This is a genomic window from Acinetobacter lanii, assembly GCF_011578285.1.
Taxonomy (GTDB): Bacteria; Pseudomonadota; Gammaproteobacteria; order Pseudomonadales; family Moraxellaceae; genus Acinetobacter; species Acinetobacter lanii.
Map to the genome: position 1 here is coordinate 581,425 of NZ_CP049916.1, position 21,184 is coordinate 602,608.

Genomic DNA, 21,184 nt, shown 5'->3' on the forward strand with positions numbered 1-21,184 from the left:
TGATTGATTTCGCTGAATTAAAAGTAATTTTTAGTGTATTTTCGAATTTATTTTTGAGTTTTCTGCCATGCAGTAAAATTCTAAATTGAATATCTTATAGATGTTGCGACATCATTTTCGGAAAGTCCGTGATTAACCCTTGAATGCCTAAATCACGCAGTTGTTTTGCACGTTCAATCTCATTGACTGTCCAAACACTGACATTTAATCCCTGTTCGAGCGTATCTTTAATCAGTTGCTCTGTCGCTAAACTATTTTTCCAGCCGATTTGGCAACAGTTCAGCTCAAGTGCCTGATCAATCGCTTGATGACCCACTTCATCTTCAATCAACAGCCCACGTTTAAACGTTGATTGTTGCTGTTGTAAAGCCTGATGAATTTTAAGATCAAAACTGGTGATTACTGCTGAATTTGAAAAACCAGTTAAAGCCTGTTGTAAATGCTCAACCAAATGCTGGGCTTCATCTAAACTGTCAACTGCTTTGACCTCAACCTCAATATGTTCGAAATTTTTCATCAGTTGAAGGGAGTCTTGAAGGCTCGGGGTGATTTCAAAGTCTGTCCAATCTTGCCAAATATAGGCCTGATCAAAAGCCTGTAAATCTGCAGTTGAACATGCATATAAATCATGTGATTGACCGGTCGTTCGTAAAAACTGGTCATCGTGCATAATAATCAACTGGTCATCTTTGAGCTGGCGAACGTCAAATTCGACCGCACGAATGCCTACGTCTTGAATATAACGAAAGCCACCTAAGGTGTTTTCAGGAGCTTCACCACGTGCACCACGATGACCAATGATTCGCATTGTATGACTCAAAAGCAGATGATTTTAAAATGCATTATAAAGTGCTGTTTAAATCGTGTCGTTAATATTTTTTTGCCACAGTACTTCAGTGCCGCCTTCTGCATGTTGTAGAGTACGTGATGCGACAAATAACCAATCAGACAAACGATTCAGCAATTGCAGGGAAGTGGCTTGAATATTTTGATCACGTGTATGTACTGTCATTAAGCTACGCTCTGCACGACGACACACTGAACGCGCTTGATGGGCATAACTACATGCCAGTGTTCCTGCAGGGAGAATAAAATCTTTCAGCATCGGCAAGGTTTCATTCATTTCATCAATTTCATTTTCGAGAAATTCAACCGAAACAGGTAGAACCATATTGAAATTAGGAATACAGACTTCACCGCCTAAATCAAATAGCCAATGTTGGATCAGGCTTAAAGATTTATCCCATTTGGCTTTGTTTTCAATAGTGCTGACAGCAATTTGTGAACGTAATAAACCGATACATGAATTGAGTTCATCGACATCACCTAAGGCATGAATACGTAGGTCATCTTTTGCGACACGTGATCCATCACCTAAACCTGTGGTGCCAGAGTCGCCTGTACGGGTATAAATTTTACTTAAACGGTGTCCCATGGGTATTCCTTATGAAAGTTTAAAATTGAGATGCAATAAAAAAAGGGTAATGTCTTATAGACATTATCCTGAGTTTTTTTAAGCTGTACATCAGTATTTAAAAGTGACGCCGACAGAGGCTTGACGCCCACCGTTGACATAGTATTGATCACCACCGCTGTGAATAGTTTTGAATTTCACATCACCAATATTTTGAATATTGCTGAATAATTTAATATGCGAGTTTAGATTCCAGTAACTGTTTAAATCTATACTCATATAGCCTGGAATATCACGTGCAAAATCTTTGGCTTTCGATTTAGCGACCAAAGATGCGCTTAAGCCATAATTTTGATTTTGTATACCAGTACTAATACTCAGAGATTGGCGTGGACGACGGAGCAGTTCACTGTGATCCTCATCATTACGTGATTCGACGTAGATGTATCCAGCATTAAGGAAAATTTGGTCATTTTGCCAAGCAGCATTGAATTCACCACCATGCATAGAGGCTTTATCAACATTTAAATTTTGATAAACAGGGAAAATGCTGACCCAGTCACCATCGCAATCTTTTACACAGACTGAATTAATTAGATTATCGACTTTGGTGTAGAACGCAGAAGCACCAATTTTAATATTAAATGGCAATTGCTGATCAAAACCGACTTCATAAGAAATACTTTCTTCAGGATCAAGTTGGTCATTGCCACCATAAGCATAGAGATCATTCAAGGTGGGTGATTTAAACGCTGAACCAATGTTTGCATAAATACTGGTTTGATCCAGGACTTGATAGCGGATTGCACCTTGTACGACCATATGTGCACCAAATTTTTCATTATCTTCTACACGAACACCCAATTGGGTATTGAGCTGATCAGATTGGTACTGATGTTGAATATAGTAGCCTGTAGAATTGATATCTTCATTAATGTCTTGCGTGACGGCATCAATATTACGTGTGGTGACACCCACTAAAATATTTTGATGTGGAGTGTAATGCCATTTACCGTAGAGCTCTGCTTCTTGCGTGATGCTATGCACAAAACTGGTCGACCCCAGCTGGTCTAAGTCATCTTTGAATTGAGAAAGACGAGCATTAATTTCTAAGTTCTTGGTTGCATTAACCCGACCTTTTAGATTAATGATTTCATTTTTAAAGTCTTGGCTCGCGAAACTTCCCCAATTGTTGTATTCGTTGTTACCCTCATTTTCACTATAGTCGACCGATGCCGCATAATTGTCTTTTTCAATACCAAGTTTGGCACTCATCCCTTTTTGATCATAGCTGTATTTACGCAAATCATTTTTATTAAATACCGCAGTACCATCACTTTCTACACGTTGACCACGAATTTGGCCATAAATATCATTTTCGGTAAAGTCTGCACCTACGATTGATTTATAGGTTTTATTCTCACCCATTTCACCTGTGATAAACGCACCCGTTTTTTCAGGGGTTTTAGAAACAAACTGGATGACACCACCAATTGCATCCGTCCCATACAAAACAGAAGCAGGACCTTTAAGCACTTCAATCTGTTTGAGGTCAGTAGTATCTAGAAATGGAAGTGATGCAGAGCCAGTGGTTGCCGTATTTAAACGTACACCATCGCGTAGAACTAGTGTTTGGTTAGAGTTGGTGCCACGTAAAAAAATGGAGGTTTGCTGACCATATCCACCTGATTGAACGACATTAATACTTGGATCTGTTTTTAAAAGATCAGGTAATGCTGCAATTGGAGATTGTTCTAAAATATGTGGTTCAATAATGGAAATACGTGCAGGCACATTTTCAATCTTTTCTTCTGAACGGGTTGCTGTGACCACTAAGGTGTCTAGCTTTGCATTGACATTATTTGTGGATTCAACAGTCTGTGCAGATGTGAGTGTAGAAAAACCCATCGCAAGCGCGATCGCGCCTACCAAAGCGGTAGGCTGAGAGAGAAATTGCATGTTTTGCTCCATACATTCACCCCACGTGAATGATTGAGTTAATGAACACGACAAGCAGGTATCCGGACTACAATGCAATAAGCCAAAACTTATTTGCCACGCCACCTTCCCACATCATCGCTGCAGTGGTGTAAACCCTAAGGTTTATAAAGCGTGGTTTTTCATTTATACCGTTGCGGGGGCAGTGTTGGACTTGCACCAACTTCCCTAAGCCAAAGCTTAAACTTGTCGCAATTTGGGCGCAGTATAAGGTTTGTACTGCCTATAAACAATGTGTGTTTTAAGGCCAGATGCAGTCAACCTTTAAGTTTGATTAAAAAATACAACAGAATAATTTGACTCAAACCTCAAGAATATCTATAACTTGATTTTTCATGCGCATAGAACTTGAGCTGAGACAGAATGCGAACACGCGCAAAAATTTGTGGTATAACTCGAATCGAAGATATTCAAGCGGCTGTGGCAAGTGGAACCGATGCCATCGGCTTGGTGTTTTATCCCCCAAGTCCACGAGCAGTCAGCATACAGCAGGCCAAAGCCTTGGTTGAGCAGATTCCTGCCTATGTGCAAGTGGTCGGCTTATTCGTTAATGCAACTGCAGATGAAATTAATCAAGTCTTAGAGCAAGTGCCTTTAGACGTATTGCAACTGCATGGTGATGAAACGCCTGAGCAGTGTCAGCGCATTGCACAATCGACTAAGCGCCGTTGGTATAAGGCCATTCAAGTAAAGCCGGGTATCGATATTATTCAGACAATTGTTGAATACCAAGCTATGGGTGCCAGCGCTATGCTGCTTGATGCTTGGCATCCTGAGCTGAAGGGTGGAACAGGCCATTCATTTGATTGGAACGTATTTCCAAAACTCGATATTCCATTAATTTTAGCAGGCGGTTTAAGCCCTGAAAATGTAGAACAAGCGATTCGGACCACCCAAGCCTATGCAGTGGATGTCAGCGGTGGGGTAGAGTCGGCAAAAGGTATTAAAAACCAACAACTCATGCAACGCTTTATACAAGGAGTCCAACGTGGATCAGCAAAGCAATAACCAAAACGGTCAAACCATCGACTATACCCAATTCCCAGATCAAAACGGGCATTTCGGTATTCACGGTGGACGTTTTGTGTCGGAAACGCTGATGGCGGCTTTAGAAGACTTAGAAAAGCTCTATTTCCGTATGAAAGATGATGCGCAGTTTCTTGCAGAATTTGATCGTGACTTAGCCTATTACGTCGGGCGTCCGAGTCCTCTGTATCATGCTGAGCGATGGTCGAAAGAGTTGGGTGGTGCACAGATTTATTTAAAACGAGAAGACTTAAACCATACCGGTTCACATAAAGTGAATAACACCATTGGCCAAGCGCTTCTTGCGAAACTTTCAGGTAAAAAACGGATTATTGCGGAAACTGGTGCGGGTCAGCATGGTGTGGCGACAGCAACCATTGCTGCACGATTAGGTTTGGAATGCGTGGTGTTCATGGGCGCAGAAGACGTCAAACGTCAAGCCATGAACGTCTACCGTATGCGTTTACTTGGTGCAACGGTGGTGCCTGTAGAAAGTGGTTCTAAAACATTGAAAGATGCCATGAACGAAGCGATGCGTGATTGGGTCACCAATGTCGATTCAACCTATTATGTGATTGGTACTGTGGCAGGTCCACATCCATACCCACAATTGGTGCGTGATTTCCAATCGATCATTGGTCGTGAAGCACGTAAACAAATTCAAGAACAAGCGGGACGTCTACCTGATGCCCTTGTGGCTTGTGTAGGTGGTGGTTCAAATGCGATGGGCTTGTTCTATCCATTCTTGAATGATCAAGATGTAAAAATGTATGGTGTGGAAGCAGCGGGGTATGGCATTGAAACAGGCAAACATTCTGCGCCATTAAATGCGGGTCATGTGGGTGTGCTTCATGGTAACCGCACTTATCTCATGTCAGATGAACAAGGTCAGATCATTGAAACCCATTCGATTTCGGCAGGCTTGGATTATCCGGGCGTAGGTCCAGAACATAGCTTTTTAAAAGATATGGATCGTGTGCAATATGTACCGATTAATGACAATGAGGCATTACAAGGCTTCCGTGACTTAACCCATATTGAAGGGATTATTCCTGCTTTGGAAAGCTCACATGCGATGGCTTATGTAACTAAACTTGCCCCAACCATGGATAAAGATCAAATTATCATTGCGACAGTATCTGGTCGTGGTGATAAAGATTTGATGACTGTTGCTCGCATCGATGGGGTGGAAATGGTCGATATGTAATTCCAATAAAATACAAAATTAAATATGAAAGATAGATTTTGCCTTTTAAGTTGGCGGTCCTAGCTTAAAAGGCATTTTTATCGATCTTGTGTATAAACTTAAGTCTAATACCTGAAAGTCGCAAGGAAATGGCAAATTATTTAAATTATAATTTTACCATTGTTGGCATATTTATGATTAATTTTATGCAGATGATTTGAATCCATTGATCAACGAATACTATTATATAACTTAAGTCGTATACTATTTTTGAAAAAATCAGGTATACTCGTTTACGGGCTAATTCCAGTCATATATATAAATCGTATTTATGGTGCCATAAATCAAATAAATGGAATATGGATATTTATTTTTTTGATATCAATATTTCTGATTTTTGACCTTTATATGATGTGGTGTTGTTTTGAAAATTTGGGGTTGATGTGTCAAATCTATATATGGTGATGCTCGGCGGACGCCATAAAAATGCGTTTACTGAAGTTCACGATGTAGTAATGGCAGTCGGTAGTTCTCTTGAGGATGTCTATCCTCAACTCAAGCAAGCGTGGTTTGCTGAGTCGAAAGGCTTGCATATCGATGCTTGGTCTGAAATTCATGGTGTGAGCCATGAAGGGCAGCATTATCAAATCCAATTTTCAAATACTCAACCTCGACCATCAGACCTAAAGTTATATTTGATTAATTTGGGTGGTTATCATCCAGATCAATTTGGTGAACTTCACCGATATAGCTTGGTGGTTGCGGAAAACCCGGCCATGGCAAAGCGATATAGTAAAGCTCAATTTGCTGAGCAATGGCAGAAGCAACATGTGGATGCTGTGATTGATGTTGATGACTGTTTTGAAATCGATCAAATTCAAGGCCGTTATGTGTATTTAGTCGAGGCTGATTATCAGCCGACTTATTGGGAAAATTGTTATATCGTTTTAAGCTAATTTTTAGATCTAAGTTTGTTGTCAAAATTCAGCACAATATCGCTTAATTTTTGTACGTTATAATTAAACTTACCTCGTTTTTGATCACTTCTTCAGCAATTTTAGAGGTGGAATTTTCGTTTTTTAAAATTTTTTTTATAAAAAAAATGTATTAAAAAAAATAACTTAGCAATTCGATCGGAATTTGCTTATTGAAGTTACACAAAATCGGCGTAACCTACACACATTGTACACAATGATTTAGGTCGTCATTTTATGTATCTCTCCCCATTATCTAAGGCGGTTTCTGCATCCCTAGCAACCTTCATTTTGGCTGTTTCTGCTGCACATGCAGATGATGCTTTCAGCACTGAAAGCCAGTGGATGTTTGGTGATTGGAACGGTAAACGTACTGAACTCCAAGAAAAAGGCTATGACTTTAATTTTGGCTACGGTGGTCAATTTGCCACACTATTAGATTCATCAAAAATTGATTCTACACATGGTGCTGAATATTCTGATCAAATTGTTTTAGGCACTCACTTCGATTTAGAAAAAATCGCAGGTTGGAAAGACACTGAAGCGCAAATTAACGTCACTAAACGTATGGGTGATTCACTTTCTCGTACGTCTGATGCATTAGATGGTCATCAAACAGCTGCGCAAGAAGTTTGGGGGCGAGGTCAAACTTGGCGTTTAACTGATTTTTGGATCAAGAAAAAATTCTTTGACCAGAAATTAGATATTAAAGTCGGTCGTATGGGTGAGGGGGAGGACTTCAATAGTTTTGAATGTAACTTCTCAAACTTATCCCTTTGTGGTTCTCAAATTGGTGACTATGTAGGCGACCAGTGGTACAACTGGCCAGTCAGTGTTTGGGCTGCGCGTTTCAAATATAACTGGACACCTGAGTTCTACACTCAAATTGGTGTTTACGAATATAACCCAGAAAATATTGATAACCGTGGTAAAGGTTTCAATATGAGCTTTGATGGCGGTAAAGGTGTGATCCTTCCGGTTGAAGCAGTATGGCAACCAAAATTTGGTGCAAGCAAACTTCCTGGTGAATATCGTTTAGGTTACTACTACAGCACAGCTAATGTGAAACAAGTGGTTGATGAATCTAAGCGTGGCAATAAACAGGGTGGTTGGTTGGTTGCTAATCAACAATTTACCACGCATCACGGTGATGTAAATCGTGGTTTGTCTGGTTTCATGAATTTAGCGTTTATGGACAGTAAAACCAATGCTGTTACTGATATGCAAAATATTGGTTTGCGTTACGTCGGTATGATGGATGCACGTCCTAAAGATGATTTGGCGATTGGTGTGTCACGTATTAAAGTAGGTGATAACGTTAATCGTCATAACGATAGTATTGGTTATGTTGACCAGTATGGTCGTGGTTATCAAAGTGATGAAATCAACGTCGAGCTTTACTACGGTATTCATTTCGCAAATTGGTTAACTGTTCGTCCAAATATCCAATACGTCAATCATGTCGGTGGTTACCGTCATGGTAATGATGCATGGGTAGGTGGTATTAAATTTAACACAGCATTCTAGTTTTTTAAGTGTGGACTCCCGTGTTTGATTGAGCGTAGTGATGCATCTCTATGAGATGCATGCTCAAGTGGTTGGGTCATTCGCATTTAAACAACTATATGGTGCCTATACAGTGGTTGGGTATAGGCTTTCAAAGAATCTTTTATAGGTGGTTCATATGAGCACTCCAGCATCAGGTTCAGTACTTAAAACGATTCTTGCAGTGGTTGCTGCAATTATCGGTTTAGTATTGCTGATTGGAGGGATTTATCTTGCAGTTCTTGGTGGGTCTTGGTACTACATCATTGCAGGTATTTTCTTCATCGTGACTGCAGTTTTATTGCAAAAGCTTAAAGGCTCTGCACTAACTGTTTATGCTGTACTTGTTTTAGGTACAGTGGTTTGGGGCTTATGGGAAGTAGGTTCTGACTTCTTCGCATTGGCACCTCGTTTAGACATTTTAGGTGTTTTCGGTCTGTTGTTATTGATTCCTGCGGTTACTCGCGGTTTTGATGGTGCAAAAGGCGGAAAAATTGCATTGACTGGTTCTCTTGCAATTACCATTCTTGTCATGATTTATGCAGTATTTAATGACCCACAAGAAATTCGTGGTGAATTAAAATCTCAACAACCTGAAACTGCTAAACCAATCCCAGGTGTAGCAGATGCAGATTGGCCTGCATATGGTCGTACTCAGTCTGGTTTACGTTATTCTCCGTTGAAACAAATCACTTCAGATAACGTTAAAGATTTGCAAGTTGCGTGGGAATACCACACTGGCGAATTCAAAACTGAAAACGACTCTGGTGAGACAACCAATCAGTTAACGCCAATCAAAGTTGGTGATAACATGTACATCTGTACAACTCACCAAAAATTGACTGCGCTTGATCCTGCTACTGGTAAAGCGAAATGGACTTACGATCCTAAGTTACGTGCTGATAACACTTATCAACATTTAACTTGTCGTGGTGTGTCTTACTATGATGCAAACAACACTGTTGGTTTCGAAACAAGCTTAGCTGCGAAGAAAACAACCTCTGCTGAATGTCCTCAAAAAGTTATTCTTCCTGTGAACGACGGTCGTCTAGTTGCGGTTAATCCACAAACTGGTAAACCATGTTCTGACTTTGGTAAAAATGGTGAAATTGATCTTCAAAAAGACATGCCATTCCCTTACCCAGGTGGTTACATCCCAACTTCTCCTCCAGTTGTAACAGGTACTACGATTATTATCGCGGGTTCTACAACGGATAACTATTCTACTGAAGAACCATCTGGTGTTATCCGTGGTTACGACGTAAATACTGGTGAACTTCTTTGGGTATTTGATACAGGTGCTGAAGATCCAAATGCGATCCCTGCTCCAGGTCAAAAATTTGTACACAACTCACCAAACGCTTGGGCACCATTGGCTTATGATGCTGACCTAGACATCGTATATGTTCCAACAGGTGTAGGTACTCCGGATATCTTCGGTGGTCACCGTACTGAGTTAGATGAGCGTTATGCAAACTCTATGCTTGCAATCAACGCGACTACTGGTAAGTTGGTTTGGAACTTCCAAACTACACATCACGATTTGTGGGATATGGACGTACCGTCACAACCTACATTGGCTGATATTAAAGACAAAGACGGTAAAACTGTTCCAGCAATCTATGTATTGACTAAAACAGGTAATGCCTTTGTTCTAGACCGTCGTAACGGTAAAGCAATTGTGCCGATTACAGAGAAACCTGTTCCACAATCTGTAAAACGTGGTCCACAGACTAAAGGTGAGTTCTACTCTAAAACTCAACCGTTCTCTGATTTCGACATGGCGCCAAAAGAGAAATTAACTGACAAACAAATGTGGGGTGCCACTATGTTTGACCAATTAATGTGCCGTGTATACTTCCACAAATTGAACTATGAAGGTATCTACACTCCACCTTCAGAAAATGGTACTTTGGTATTCCCAGGTAACTTAGGTGTGTTCGAATGGGGCGGTATGTCTGTTAACCCAGACCGTCAAATCGCTGTAATGAACCCAATTGGCTTACCATTCGTAACTAAATTGATCCCACAAGATCCAAACCGTAAGCAAACTGCGAAAGGTGCGGGTACTGAAGCTGGTGTTCAACCAATGTACGGTGTGCCTTACGGTGTTGAGATCAGTGCGTTCTTATCTCCATTCGGTTTACCATGTAAACAACCTTCATGGGGCTTCGTGGCTGGTGTTGACTTAAATACTCACGAAACTGTTTGGAAACGTCGTATCGGTACAATTTCTGACAGTATGCCTGGTATTCCATTACCTCCATTCAAAATGGGTGTACCAATGTTGGGTGGTTCTATCTCAACTGCGGGTAACGTAATGTTTGTTGGTGGTACACAAGATAACTATATCCGTGCAATCAACGTGACTAACGGTGATGAGCTTTGGAAAGGTCGTCTTCCTGCGGGTGGTCAAGCGACTCCTATGACTTACGAAGCAAATGGTAAACAATACGTTGTTATCATGGCGGGTGGTCACGGTTCGTTCGGTACCAAAATGGGTGACTCTCTAGTGGCTTATGCACTTCCTGAGAAAAAATAATTAAGTCTTAACTTAATTAAAAAAAAGCCTGATTCGTCAGGCTTTTTTTTGTCTCATTGAAAAGCATACTGTGTTTATTTTGATATGAAAAAAACTGCTAAATAATCGATAAAATAATCAAATCACATGCATAGATCATCAAAATCCGGCAAAGCCTTTATATCAGTGAAGTTTGAGGTGTCTTATCAATAAAACCGCTATTAAATATGTAAAAAACGCATTTTATTGATAGTTTAAATGCCGTTATTCTGTCTGCCTTTATAATGACACTACTAGCTGTACGCCATGTATTTATATACTGATTTCGATCAGCAACTGATCAATGAACGTGTTGCACAGTTCCGCGACCAAACGGAACGTTATTTAGCGGGTAAATTGACGGAAGATGAATACCGTCCGCTACGTCTGCAAAATGGGCTTTATGTGCAACGTTATGCACCTATGCTTCGTGTAGCAGTGCCTTATGGTCTAATGAACTCAAACCAATTACGCAAAATTGCATCTTTGGCAAAAGACTATGACCGTGGTTATGCGCACGTGTCTACACGTCAAAACATTCAGTTTAACTGGCCTGCGCTAGAAAATGTCCCAGAGATGCTGGCTGAGCTTGCAACTGTCCAAATGCATGCGATTCAAACCTCAGGAAACTGTATTCGTAACACCACGACTGACCAATATGCAGGTGTGGTTGCAGGTGAAATCGCAGATCCACGTCCGACTTGTGAATTGATCCGTCAATGGTCAACGTTCCACCCAGAGTTTGCATTCTTACCACGTAAATTCAAGATAGCAGTGTCTGCACTTGAGGAAGTTGATCGTGCTGCAACGTCTTTCCATGATATCGGTGTATATATCGTAAAAAATGAAGCAGGTGAGATCGGCTACAAAATCAAAGTGGGTGGTGGTCTAGGTCGTACACCTGTGATTGGTAGCTTTATTCGTGAGTTTTTGCCACGTGAAGACTTAATTGCTTATCTTGAAGCTGTGCTTCGTGTGTATAACTTGCATGGTCGTCGTGATAATAAATATAAAGCACGTATTAAGATTTTGGTGAAAGCATTAACTCCTGAAGTCTTTGCAGAGAAAGTTGAAGCTGAATTTGCTCATACGATTCAGACTTTGAAAATTCAACCTGAAATCTTGAAAAAATTAGACGAAGAATTTACACCGTTTGATTATCAAGATTATGCAGAGGAAGACTTCACAGCACAATTTGCTGAATATCCAAAATTCAAACAGTGGTTTAACATCAATACCAATGCGCATAAAGTCAAAGGTTATCGTATCGTGACGATTTCTTTGAAACGTGCCGGTATTGCGCCGGGTGATATGACCACTGAAGAAATGAATTTGATCGCAGACCTTGCAGACAAGTATACTTTTGGTGAATTACGTACTACACATGAGCAAAATATTGCACTTGTAGATGTACCACAAAAAGACTTATTTGAACTTTGGATGATTCTAGAAAAGAACAATTTGGCACGCGCACACATTGGGTTCTTGACGGACATCATTTGCTGCCCAGGCGGTGACTTCTGTTCATTGGCCAATGCGAAATCGATTCCAATTTCTGAAGCGATTTCACGTCGTTTTGATGATCTCGATACCATTTACAACTTGGGTAAATTGGACCTTAACATCTCAGGGTGTATGAATGCCTGCGGTCATCACCATGTGGGTAATATTGGTATTCTTGGCGTAGATAAAAAAGGTGCTGAGTTCTACCAAATCACTTTAGGTGGTAATGCAGACCATGATGCATCCATTGGTGACATCTTAGGGCCATCGTTTGCAGCAGATCGTGTGCCAGATGTGGTGGAAGAAATCCTAAACACTTATCTTGATCTGCGTGAAGAGGGTGAAGAGTTTATTGATACCTATCGCCGTGTTGGCATCAAACCATTTAAGGAGCGTGCATATGCTTAATACCGCACTACAAGTGCTCTCTAAAGATGGCACAGTTTCAGATAACACTTACCAACTCATTGGTGAAGATGGCGTATTGCCACAAGGTGATGTGGTTTTAACGGTTGAGCAGTTAGATCAAATTGCCAATGTGTCAGGTAAAAAAGCGCTTTACATCACTGTAGATGCTTCTCCTGAAACCAACGTATTTCCATTGGATCAGTTGGATGCCATCTTTATCGAGTTTGCTGGTTTCAATGATGGTCGCGGCTATTCATTTGCAGCACTGCTTCGTCGCCAAGGTTTCCAAGGTGAGCTTCGTGCAACAGGCGATGTATTTAAAGATGTGTTGAACTATATGAAGCGTTCTGGTTTCGATACTTTCGTCATTAAAGAAGGTAAAGACATTCAGGAAGCAGCAGCAGGTTTGGGTGATTTTACCAATCCTTACCAAGCATCTACGGCTGTATCACAAGCACAATACCAAACAGGTAAATAATCTGTTTTGAAATAAAAAAACCTCCTAAGTGGAGGTTTTTTTATTTTAGCTCCCTCTCCTAGAGGGCGAGGGGACTTCAATGAATTAAATTAATTCAATCGCAACAGCAGTTGCTTCACCACCACCAATACATAGGGCTGCAATACCACGCTTGCCACCCGTACGCTTAAGCGCATGAATCAAAGTGAGAATAATACGAGAACCCGTAGAGCCGACAGGATGACCTAAGGCACATGCACCGCCATTGATATTCACTTTTTCAGGATCAAGTTTGAATTCATCCATTGGACACATGGTGACCATCGCAAAGGCTTCATTAATTTCCCAAAGATCCACTTCTTCCACTTTCCAGCCCGTTTTATCCAAGACTTTTTGAATCGCACCAACAGGGGCAATGGTAAATTCAGATGGATGCTGTGAATTTGATGCATATGCCACAATTTTTGCCAAAGGTTTTAAACCTTTAGAAGAAGCATGCTCACTTGATGTAAGCACTAATGCTGATGCACCATCTGAGATTGAACTTGCATTTGCAGCAGTGATAGTCCCATCTTTGGCAAATGCTGGGCGAAGCGTTGGAATTTTTTCGATATTGGCATTGAACGGTTGCTCATCTTTGTCAACCACGACATCACCTTTACGTGATTTTACGGTCACAGGCACGATTTCATCCGCAAAGTAGCCTTCATTTACGGCTGTTTGTGCACGTTTTAAAGAGCGAATCGCAAAATTATCCATTTGTTCACGGGTATAGCCTTTGGTGTTTGCCATATCTTGCGCAAAAGAACCCATCAAACGACCGGTTTCAGCATCTTCTAAACCATCTAAAAACATATGGTCTTTAATCTCACCGTGACCCATACGGAAACCACCACGTGCTTTTGGCAGCACATAAGGCGCATTGGTCATAGATTCCATACCACCAGCAACAACAATATTGGCTGAGCCTGCTTTAATCATATCAGCCGCTTGCATGACCGCTTTCATCCCAGAACCGCAAAGTTTATTGATGGTGACTGCACCTGTGGAATCAGGTAGTCCTGCTAGACGCATCGCCTGACGCGCAGGCCCTTGTTTTAAGCCAGCAGGGAGTACACATCCCATAATCACTTCTTCGACATCTGTTGGTTGTAGACCCGAGCGTGCAATCGCTTCTTTGATGGTTACGGCCCCTAGTTCTGGTGCTGTTGAGCTCGCTAGGCTTCCTTGAAAGCCACCCATTGCAGTTCTTGCACCATTGACAATCACGATGTCAGTCATTGTTTTCTCTCCAATTTTGTTTTAATCAAACGCTCCAAGCACAAGCAGTATATTGAAAAAAGAACAAGAATAAAGCGGAAAAATGAAATCTTAGTTAACTATGCAGTGGTAGAAGATGATGTTTTATAAGCTTTGACAATGGGTGATTGTTTGTATACGTGTATGACCCATCGGACTAATCGCAATATAACGATGGTTTTCAGGATGTTTAAAACTACAATACATAAAATTACCTTGTGAACCACGTGGTAAACCTGAATCATCTTGAAAGCTAATGGTATTGGGGTTTGCCGCGCCACCATTCCATTGGAATGAACCATATTTCATATCAGTCATGACTGTTTTTTGAATCGGTTCATTGCTATCTAAGGTTTTATTTTGATTAAGATCACTGAAAATAATCATGCCTTTATGCCATTGGTTGTTTTCACATTTAGTCGCATTGGAGCTTGAACAGATCACGATTTGAGTATGATAGGTACTGGCTAAACTTTTAGACAAATTAACATGTTGTCGGATAGTGGTGAGAAGCTGAGCAACTTCTTGACGTTCTCTGAATTGATGATAATGAGGGATAGCAATCATACTGATAATTGCAAGAATAGTAATGGTAACCAGGAGTTCAATCAGGGTGAAAGCATGTGTTTTACAGAGAGAATACATTGTTAAGTCTTCTTATCTTTGTTAATCTTATGAAATTAAATAATTTTTTATTTAAAAAATGCAGAATAAAGCATCGTAAAAAAAGATTACTATCATTTATAATTGCTGTTAAAATGTCGGCAATGAAAAGATTAAGTTATTCACAATAGTAATTTGAGTAAATTTTTACCGAAATACAACGGAAATTGTAAGCAATTTTGTCAATAATTGAGTTGATTAAAGTAATCAAGCACTTGGAAAATTGCTCCAGTGTTTGTATGATTCAAACGTGAGTAGCTTAAAAAAAATACTGGGGTATAAAAAAGCCTATCTCAGGAAGCCATAATAGTTTTAATTAGGGCTGAGCTTGAACAATAAATTTTATCTCTGGAGGATATCCATGAAATTGAGTCGTATCGCACTTGCTATGCTTGTTGCTGCACCTTTAGTTGCTAATGCAGGTGTAGTGATCACACCAATCTTGGTTGGTTACACGTTCCAAGATTCTCGTCATAACAACAGCTGGGCTGAACATTTGACCAATGGTCCTGAGCTTCAAGACGATTTATTCGTTGGTGGTGCTTTAGGTATTGAATTAACACCTTGGTTAAGCTTTGAAGCTGAATATAACCAAGTGAAAGGTGACGTAGATGGCGCTCTTCCAGGTGCTGAATACAAACAAACTCAGATCAATGGTAACTTCATTGCGACTTCTGACTTGTTCACTAAAAACTATGACAGCAAAATCAAACCTTACGTATTGTTAGGTGCTGGTCATTACAAATATGATTACGATGGCGTTCAAAACCGTTGGGGTACTGGTTCACTTAAAAATGACGAAGGTACATTATACAATGGTGGTGTAGGTGCAATGTGGCGTCTTAACGATGCATTGTCTCTACGTACTGAAGCACGTGCAACATATAACCAAGAAGAAGATTTTTGGAACTACACAGCTTTGGCTGGTCTTAACGTAGTGTTAGGTGGTCACTTGAAACCTGCTGCTGCAGTGGTTGAAGTTGCGCCAGTAGAGCCAGCTCCAGTTGTTCAAGAACCAGTTCAACAACAGTTGACTGAAGACTTGAACATGGAACTACGTGTGTTCTTTGATACCAACAAATCAAACATCAAAGATCAATACAAACCTGAAATTGCTAAAGTTGCTGACAAGTTAGCTGAATACCCGAATGCGACTGCTCGTATTGAAGGTCATACAGATAATACAGGTCCACGTGCATTGAACGAACGTTTATCTTTAGCGCGTGCTAACTCTGTTAAATCAGCGTTAGTAAGTGAATACAACGTAGATGCTTCTCGTTTGTCTACTCAAGGTTTTGCTTGGGATCAACCGATTGCTGACAACAATACTAAAGAAGGTCGTGCTATGAACCGTCGCGTATTCGCAACGATTTCTGGTAGCCGTACTGTTTCAGCTCAATAATTTGAACGCTGGTACTTGAAAAAAAACGACTCTTCGGAGTCGTTTTTTTTTGTAAATAAAAGAGTAGCTTATAAAGTTAGTGTGATATGTTTCTCAAAATAAAATTTAGATATGAACAATAAGAGAGATAATCATGAAAAAAATTATGCTGACAGGTGTCCTGCTGAGTTTATTTACAGTAGGTTGTGCAACTCAAACCACCACAACAAATACTTCTGCTCAAGATGCTGCATCTCAAAAAGCAATGAGTGAACTTAAAAATGGTGTATCAATTTATTTTGATAAAAATTCAAGCCAGATCCAAAGTAAATATCATCCTTATTTAATGGCTGCATCTAAAGGCTTGGCTCAAAATAAAAATCTTATCTTAGAGCTTGAAGGGCATACCGATAGTACTGGGTCTGTGGCTGCAAATAAGCGTGTGTCTCTAGAGCGTGCCAATGCGGTACGCAATAAGCTGGTGATTGATTATAACGTTGATCCAGATCAGCTTGTGGCAGTCGGTGCTGGCTCTTTGAAGCCAATTGATACTAACAATACCGCTGAAGGTCGTGCCAATAACCGCCGCGTCAGTGCAATCCTAAAAATTCGCTAATTAAATGTGTTTAAAAAAATCGGATTGAGATCCGATTTTTTTGTTTCTGAATTTTCAATCATAAAAAAACAGCCCGTAGGCTGTTTAATGTCAGTCAAATTGCATTACTTGATGATCATTCCTTATCCACATTCACGGGTTGAACGTCCATCTCTTTATAAGGTACCAGTTTGGTTTTCATTTTTAATTTATAACCAAACCAAATGATCAAGAACAGTGGAATACTGATATAGGTCGACAGCAATCCGAGCCAATCGATTTTACCGCCTAGTAAGGCTTGATAATTTTGTCCGAGAATAATTACCGTACACAAGATAAAAGCGAACCATGGGGCAAAGGGGAAGAATTTCGCAGTATAAGCAAGATCTTCTAGTTTATAGCCTTGCGCCAAATAACCTTTACGGAAGCGATAATGTGAAATCGCAATCCCAAGCCAAACGATAAAACCACACATGCCTGACATATTGAGTAACCAGTTAAAGACTTGTTGCTCACCGATAAATGTGGTTAAGAAACACAGTGCGGCAACGGCTGTAGTTGCGTATAGAGCATGCATCGGCACACCGCGAGGATCAAGTTTGGCAAACCATTTTGGTGCGCGTCCTTCACGTGCCATGTCAAACAACATACGAGTTGATGAATACATTCCTGAGTTACCTGCAGACAAAATCGCAGTTAAAATGACTGCATTCATCAAGCTTGCGGCAAAGGCAAAACCGGCTTGTTCATAAAGCAAAGTAAATGGTGAAAGCGCCACATCTTCACTTGAAGCAGCTTGCAATAAACGAGGATCGTTATAGGCAACGAGTGTTCCAATGATGAAAATACACACCACATAGAACAATAAAATTCGCCAGAAAATTTGTTTGATGGCAATTGGAATGGTCTTTTTCGGGTCTTTGGATTCACCCGCCGCGACCCCCACCATTTCAGTGCCTTGGAACGAGAAACCGGCAATCATCGCTACGCCAATGAGCGCTTGAAAACCACCGACAAAAGGTGCATCGCCTTGGGTCCAATGGCTAAAGGTGTGCATCCCCGGCGTCAGCATGATTTTACCAATCATGGCTAGACCGATGATGATAAACACCACAATTGCAATCACTTTCACCAAAGAGAAGATGAATTCGCTTTCACCAAAACCTTTCACGGACATGGCATTGATGGCGAAAATCACCGCAAGGAAAATCGCACTCCAATAGACGCCAGGAATGTCTGGAAACCAGAATTTCATGATGAACTGAACAGCAACCAATTCAAATGCAACCGTAATCGCCCAGTTATACCAATAGTTCCAGCCTAAGGCGAAACCGAAGCCGGGTTCAACATATTTGGTGCCATAGGTAAAAAAAGCACCTGAGGTTGGATTATGCGTTGCAAGTTCACCTAAGCTGGTCATGAGGAAATAAATCATCACCCCAATCAGTGCATAAGCGAGGAGGGCACCACCGGGACCTGCATTGGCAATGGTTGCACCTGAGGCTAAAAATAAGCCTGTACCAATAGAACCACCAATGGCAATCATGTTCAGATGGCGCGCACCCAGCTTGCGCTTCAGGTGCTGAGATTGATCTGTTTCGCTCATCGACGTTCCTTATTTCTTTTGAGTGTTTGCGAACAACACTTTAAAGCCTTGTTGATCAGCTTTGGTTGTACACTGACCAAAATTCTGTTCAATTAAAATCGGGTAATTGAGAAAACGATTCGCTACGATCCAGAGTTCACCTCCAGATTTTAAATGGCGACGAGATGTTTTACACAAATTTTCACTCGCATTGTAATCTGTCTTGATTCCCTGATGGAATGGGGGGTTACTCACAATTGCATGTAAAAATAGCGGTGCGTCTTCAATACCTGTGACCGCTTTGATCTCAAGTTGTTCTGGTGCAAGCTTATTTTGTGCAAATGTCATGCGGGTTGATTCAAGTGCAAAGGCATCGACATCCATCGCAAAAATACGATTTTTCGGATTCAGTTTAGCTAAGTAAGCACTAATCACGCCTGCACCACAACCAAAGTCGGCAATTTTACCTGAAGTCACTTGTGATAGATAAGGCAATAACACGGCTGTGCCTACATCTAAACGATTTTGACTAAATACCCCGGGAAGTGCGCAAATGGTCAAATCACCATTTGGCGTAGCGACGTTATATTGCTGTGCCCAATCGGCAAGGGATTTAGCTTGTACAGTTTTATCAAGGGTGAGTTGCCACATTTGGCAGTGACGCGCACTGTCGAGTTTAATCGATTTACCAAAAGGCTGAAGCTGTTTCGCTGCACGCTCAACACCGGCTTTCTTTTCCCCGACCAAGAAAATAGAAGCCCCTTCGCTTAAACGGCTGACAATATTATGCAAAAGATAATTCAATAATTCTTTTGACTTGGGAACAAAAATAATCGCCTGATCAAAAGGACTTTCAGGAACATCAACACCAAAATGCACATTGGCTTGTTGATTTTGAAAATATTGATATTCGTTAAAGTTCCATGTCCACACTTGAGTTTCGATATCGTTGCCTAAATTTGAAAGCAGATCATCTGTGGGAGCATTAGCAAGTAAGACACGACCAGAAAGATATTCGTGCTGTCGAATGACAACTTCACTTCTCGGATCCATTTTTGATTCTCCATAGAACAGTTCTGCCCAGTCAAAGCTGGGCAGAGTGGTTCTGAAATGAAATTATTTCTTCGTTTCAGGAAGAATAATATTGAGTAATAAGGCTGCAATACCGCCAGTGGCAACGCCAGAGCTAAAGATATTGCGGAATAATTCAGGTAGGTGTTCTAAAATTTCTGGAACTTGAGCCACACCTAAACCGAGTGCAAGAGAGATTGCGATAATTAAAAGTGCACGACGATCCAGTTGTACGCCGGCTAAAATATTAATCCCCGATGCAGCAACCGCACCAAACATCACCATCACTGCGCCACCCAAAACCGCTTGTGGAACGGCCTGAATCACACCTGCAACGCCCGGTAGCAATCCTAAAATCACCAATAATGCGGCAATCCAAATGCCGACATAACGACTCGCGACACCGGTCAGTTGAATCACACCATTATTTTGTGCAAACACTGAACTAGGGAATGTGTTGAAGATGCCCGCTAAGAACGAATTGGCACCATTGACCAATACGCCCCCTTTAATGCGTTCCATCCATTTTGGACCATCAACTGGCTGATTGGAGATTTTAGAGGTTGCAGTGACATCACCAATCGCTTCTAAAGACGTCACGAGGTAAATAAAGGCCATTGGAATAAACAAACTCCAAGAGAAGCTTAGACCAAAATGCATCGGCGTTGGAATTTGAACCAAAGGTGCATCTTGAAGACCAGAAAAATCGAGATGTCCCATAAAGCCTGCAACAGTATAGCCAACTACAAGGGCAATCAGGATTGCTGAGCTTTTGACCCAAGTGATGCGAATGCGATTCAATAGAATGATCAGTGCCAAAACGGTACATGACATAATCAGATTGTCAGCATTGGCAAAGGTCTTATCAGACAGAGCTTGATAGCCGCCGCCCATGCTGATTAAACCTTCTTTAATTAAGGTTAATCCGATAAGCAGAACGACAATACCCGTGACCAACGGTGTAATCAGCTTTTTTACCCACGGTAAAATGCGTGATACACCCATTTCAATAAAGGAGCCTGCGATCACCACACCAAAAATAGAGGCCATCACGGCTTGTACAGGCGTGCCTGCTGCAACCATGGCAGAACCAATACCAATGATGGGTCCAATAAAGTTAAAACTGGTACCTTGAACAATGAGTAAGCCTGCGCCAAAAGGTCCCACTTTTTTACATTGAAGAAAAGTTGCGATCCCTGAAATCACCAAGGACATGGATAAAATCATGTTGGTGTCTTGTTTGGATACACCCAATGCTAAACAAATCAGCAGACCGGGTGTCACAATCGGAACAATAATCGCAAGTAAATGTTGAAAAGCGGCTAAAAATGCAACAAAAGGTTTCGGGCGATCATTGAGACCGTAAACCAAATCCAAAGGAGTATTTTGCTCTGGAGGCGTGTTTAAATCAGACATTAGTCATCAAAGTTTTGGCAGGATGGTGCTATTCTAATCGAGATACACAGCATTACAAAACGAAAAGGTGGGGTTTTGTCAAAAAAAATCGATATTGTCAATC

At 40.9% G+C, this 21,184-nt stretch carries 17 protein-coding genes and 1 riboswitch; of the genes, 9 read left to right on the top strand and 8 right to left on the bottom strand.

Features of this window, described 5'->3' with window-relative positions; genetic code table 11:
* Nucleotides 1-94: 94 nt before the first annotated feature.
* The 3 genes from G8D99_RS02740 to G8D99_RS02750 all read right to left on the bottom strand — a co-directional run bounded on the left by G8D99_RS02740 (nt 95) and on the right by G8D99_RS02750 (nt 3,373).
* Nucleotides 95-808, bottom strand: coding sequence for a glycerophosphodiester phosphodiesterase (locus tag G8D99_RS02740; RefSeq protein ID WP_166322407.1), 714 nt, complete (start codon nt 806-808; stop codon nt 95-97).
* Nucleotides 809-856: 48 nt separating this feature from the next.
* Complete coding sequence (locus G8D99_RS02745) at nt 857-1,435, bottom strand: cob(I)yrinic acid a,c-diamide adenosyltransferase (protein WP_166322409.1); 579 nt, start codon at nt 1,433-1,435, stop codon at nt 857-859.
* A 90-nt stretch (nt 1,436-1,525) separates the two neighbouring features.
* Nucleotides 1,526-3,373, bottom strand: coding sequence for a TonB-dependent receptor plug domain-containing protein (locus G8D99_RS02750; protein ID WP_166322411.1), 1,848 nt, complete (start codon nt 3,371-3,373; stop codon nt 1,526-1,528).
* 36 nt (nt 3,374-3,409) lie between these two features.
* A riboswitch (cobalamin riboswitch) is annotated at nt 3,410-3,617 on the bottom strand.
* A 158-nt stretch (nt 3,618-3,775) separates the two neighbouring features.
* Here G8D99_RS02750 and G8D99_RS02755 point away from each other — a divergent pair.
* From G8D99_RS02755 to G8D99_RS02785, 7 genes are all read left to right on the top strand, one after another.
* A complete protein-coding gene (locus G8D99_RS02755) occupies nt 3,776-4,420 on the top strand; it encodes a phosphoribosylanthranilate isomerase (protein ID WP_166322413.1) in 645 nt (214 codons plus the stop codon).
* A complete protein-coding gene (gene trpB / locus G8D99_RS02760; protein WP_166322415.1) occupies nt 4,401-5,645 on the top strand; it encodes a tryptophan synthase subunit beta in 1,245 nt (414 codons plus the stop codon). Before G8D99_RS02755 ends, trpB begins: the two co-directional genes overlap by 20 nt.
* Nucleotides 5,646-6,067: 422 nt before the next feature.
* Complete coding sequence (locus G8D99_RS02765; protein WP_166322417.1) at nt 6,068-6,580, top strand: DUF1543 domain-containing protein; 513 nt, start codon at nt 6,068-6,070, stop codon at nt 6,578-6,580.
* 255 nt (nt 6,581-6,835) lie between these two features.
* Nucleotides 6,836-8,125: a carbohydrate porin gene (locus G8D99_RS02770; protein WP_166322419.1), complete on the top strand. Its 1,290-nt coding sequence runs from the start codon at nt 6,836-6,838 to the stop codon at nt 8,123-8,125.
* 157 nt (nt 8,126-8,282) lie between these two features.
* Nucleotides 8,283-10,685, top strand: a complete 2,403-nt coding sequence (locus G8D99_RS02775) for a glucose/quinate/shikimate family membrane-bound PQQ-dependent dehydrogenase (protein WP_166322421.1) — start codon at nt 8,283-8,285, stop codon at nt 10,683-10,685.
* Between the two features lie 285 nt (nt 10,686-10,970).
* Nucleotides 10,971-12,614 (top strand): nitrite/sulfite reductase, encoded by a 1,644-nt coding sequence (locus tag G8D99_RS02780; RefSeq protein WP_166322423.1) that lies wholly within the window; start codon nt 10,971-10,973, stop codon nt 12,612-12,614.
* Nucleotides 12,607-13,092 (top strand): DUF934 domain-containing protein, encoded by a 486-nt coding sequence (locus G8D99_RS02785; RefSeq protein ID WP_166322425.1) that lies wholly within the window; start codon nt 12,607-12,609, stop codon nt 13,090-13,092. The genes G8D99_RS02780 and G8D99_RS02785 overlap by 8 nt, the downstream gene beginning before the upstream one ends.
* 84 nt (nt 13,093-13,176) lie before the next feature.
* Here G8D99_RS02785 and G8D99_RS02790 read toward each other — a convergent pair whose 3' ends face one another.
* Both G8D99_RS02790 and G8D99_RS02795 read right to left on the bottom strand, forming a co-directional pair.
* A complete protein-coding gene (locus tag G8D99_RS02790; RefSeq protein ID WP_166322427.1) occupies nt 13,177-14,352 on the bottom strand; it encodes a thiolase family protein in 1,176 nt (391 codons plus the stop codon).
* 123 nt (nt 14,353-14,475) lie between these two features.
* Complete coding sequence (locus G8D99_RS02795; protein ID WP_166327472.1) at nt 14,476-15,015, bottom strand: pilus assembly FimT family protein; 540 nt, start codon at nt 15,013-15,015, stop codon at nt 14,476-14,478.
* 379 nt (nt 15,016-15,394) lie between these two features.
* On the opposite strand from G8D99_RS02795, the gene omp38 reads away from it, so the two are divergent.
* Together omp38 and G8D99_RS02805 are read left to right on the top strand one after the other, a co-directional pair.
* Nucleotides 15,395-16,435, top strand: coding sequence for an outer membrane protein Omp38 (omp38, locus tag G8D99_RS02800; protein ID WP_166322429.1), 1,041 nt, complete (start codon nt 15,395-15,397; stop codon nt 16,433-16,435).
* A 133-nt stretch (nt 16,436-16,568) separates the two neighbouring features.
* Complete coding sequence (locus G8D99_RS02805; protein ID WP_166322431.1) at nt 16,569-17,030, top strand: OmpA family protein; 462 nt, start codon at nt 16,569-16,571, stop codon at nt 17,028-17,030.
* A 115-nt stretch (nt 17,031-17,145) separates the two neighbouring features.
* On the opposite strand, the gene G8D99_RS02810 is transcribed toward G8D99_RS02805, so the two are convergent.
* The 3 genes from G8D99_RS02810 to G8D99_RS02820 form a co-directional block, all read right to left on the bottom strand.
* Nucleotides 17,146-18,615, bottom strand: coding sequence for an amino acid permease (locus G8D99_RS02810; protein WP_166322433.1), 1,470 nt, complete (start codon nt 18,613-18,615; stop codon nt 17,146-17,148).
* A 9-nt stretch (nt 18,616-18,624) separates the two neighbouring features.
* The gene (locus G8D99_RS02815) at nt 18,625-19,647 is read right to left on the bottom strand and encodes a methyltransferase (RefSeq protein ID WP_166322435.1); all 1,023 of its coding nucleotides are present in this window, start codon (nt 19,645-19,647) and stop codon (nt 18,625-18,627) included.
* Between the two features lie 63 nt (nt 19,648-19,710).
* Nucleotides 19,711-21,081: a uracil-xanthine permease family protein gene (locus G8D99_RS02820; protein ID WP_166322437.1), complete on the bottom strand. Its 1,371-nt coding sequence runs from the start codon at nt 21,079-21,081 to the stop codon at nt 19,711-19,713.
* Nucleotides 21,082-21,184 lie beyond the last annotated feature (103 nt).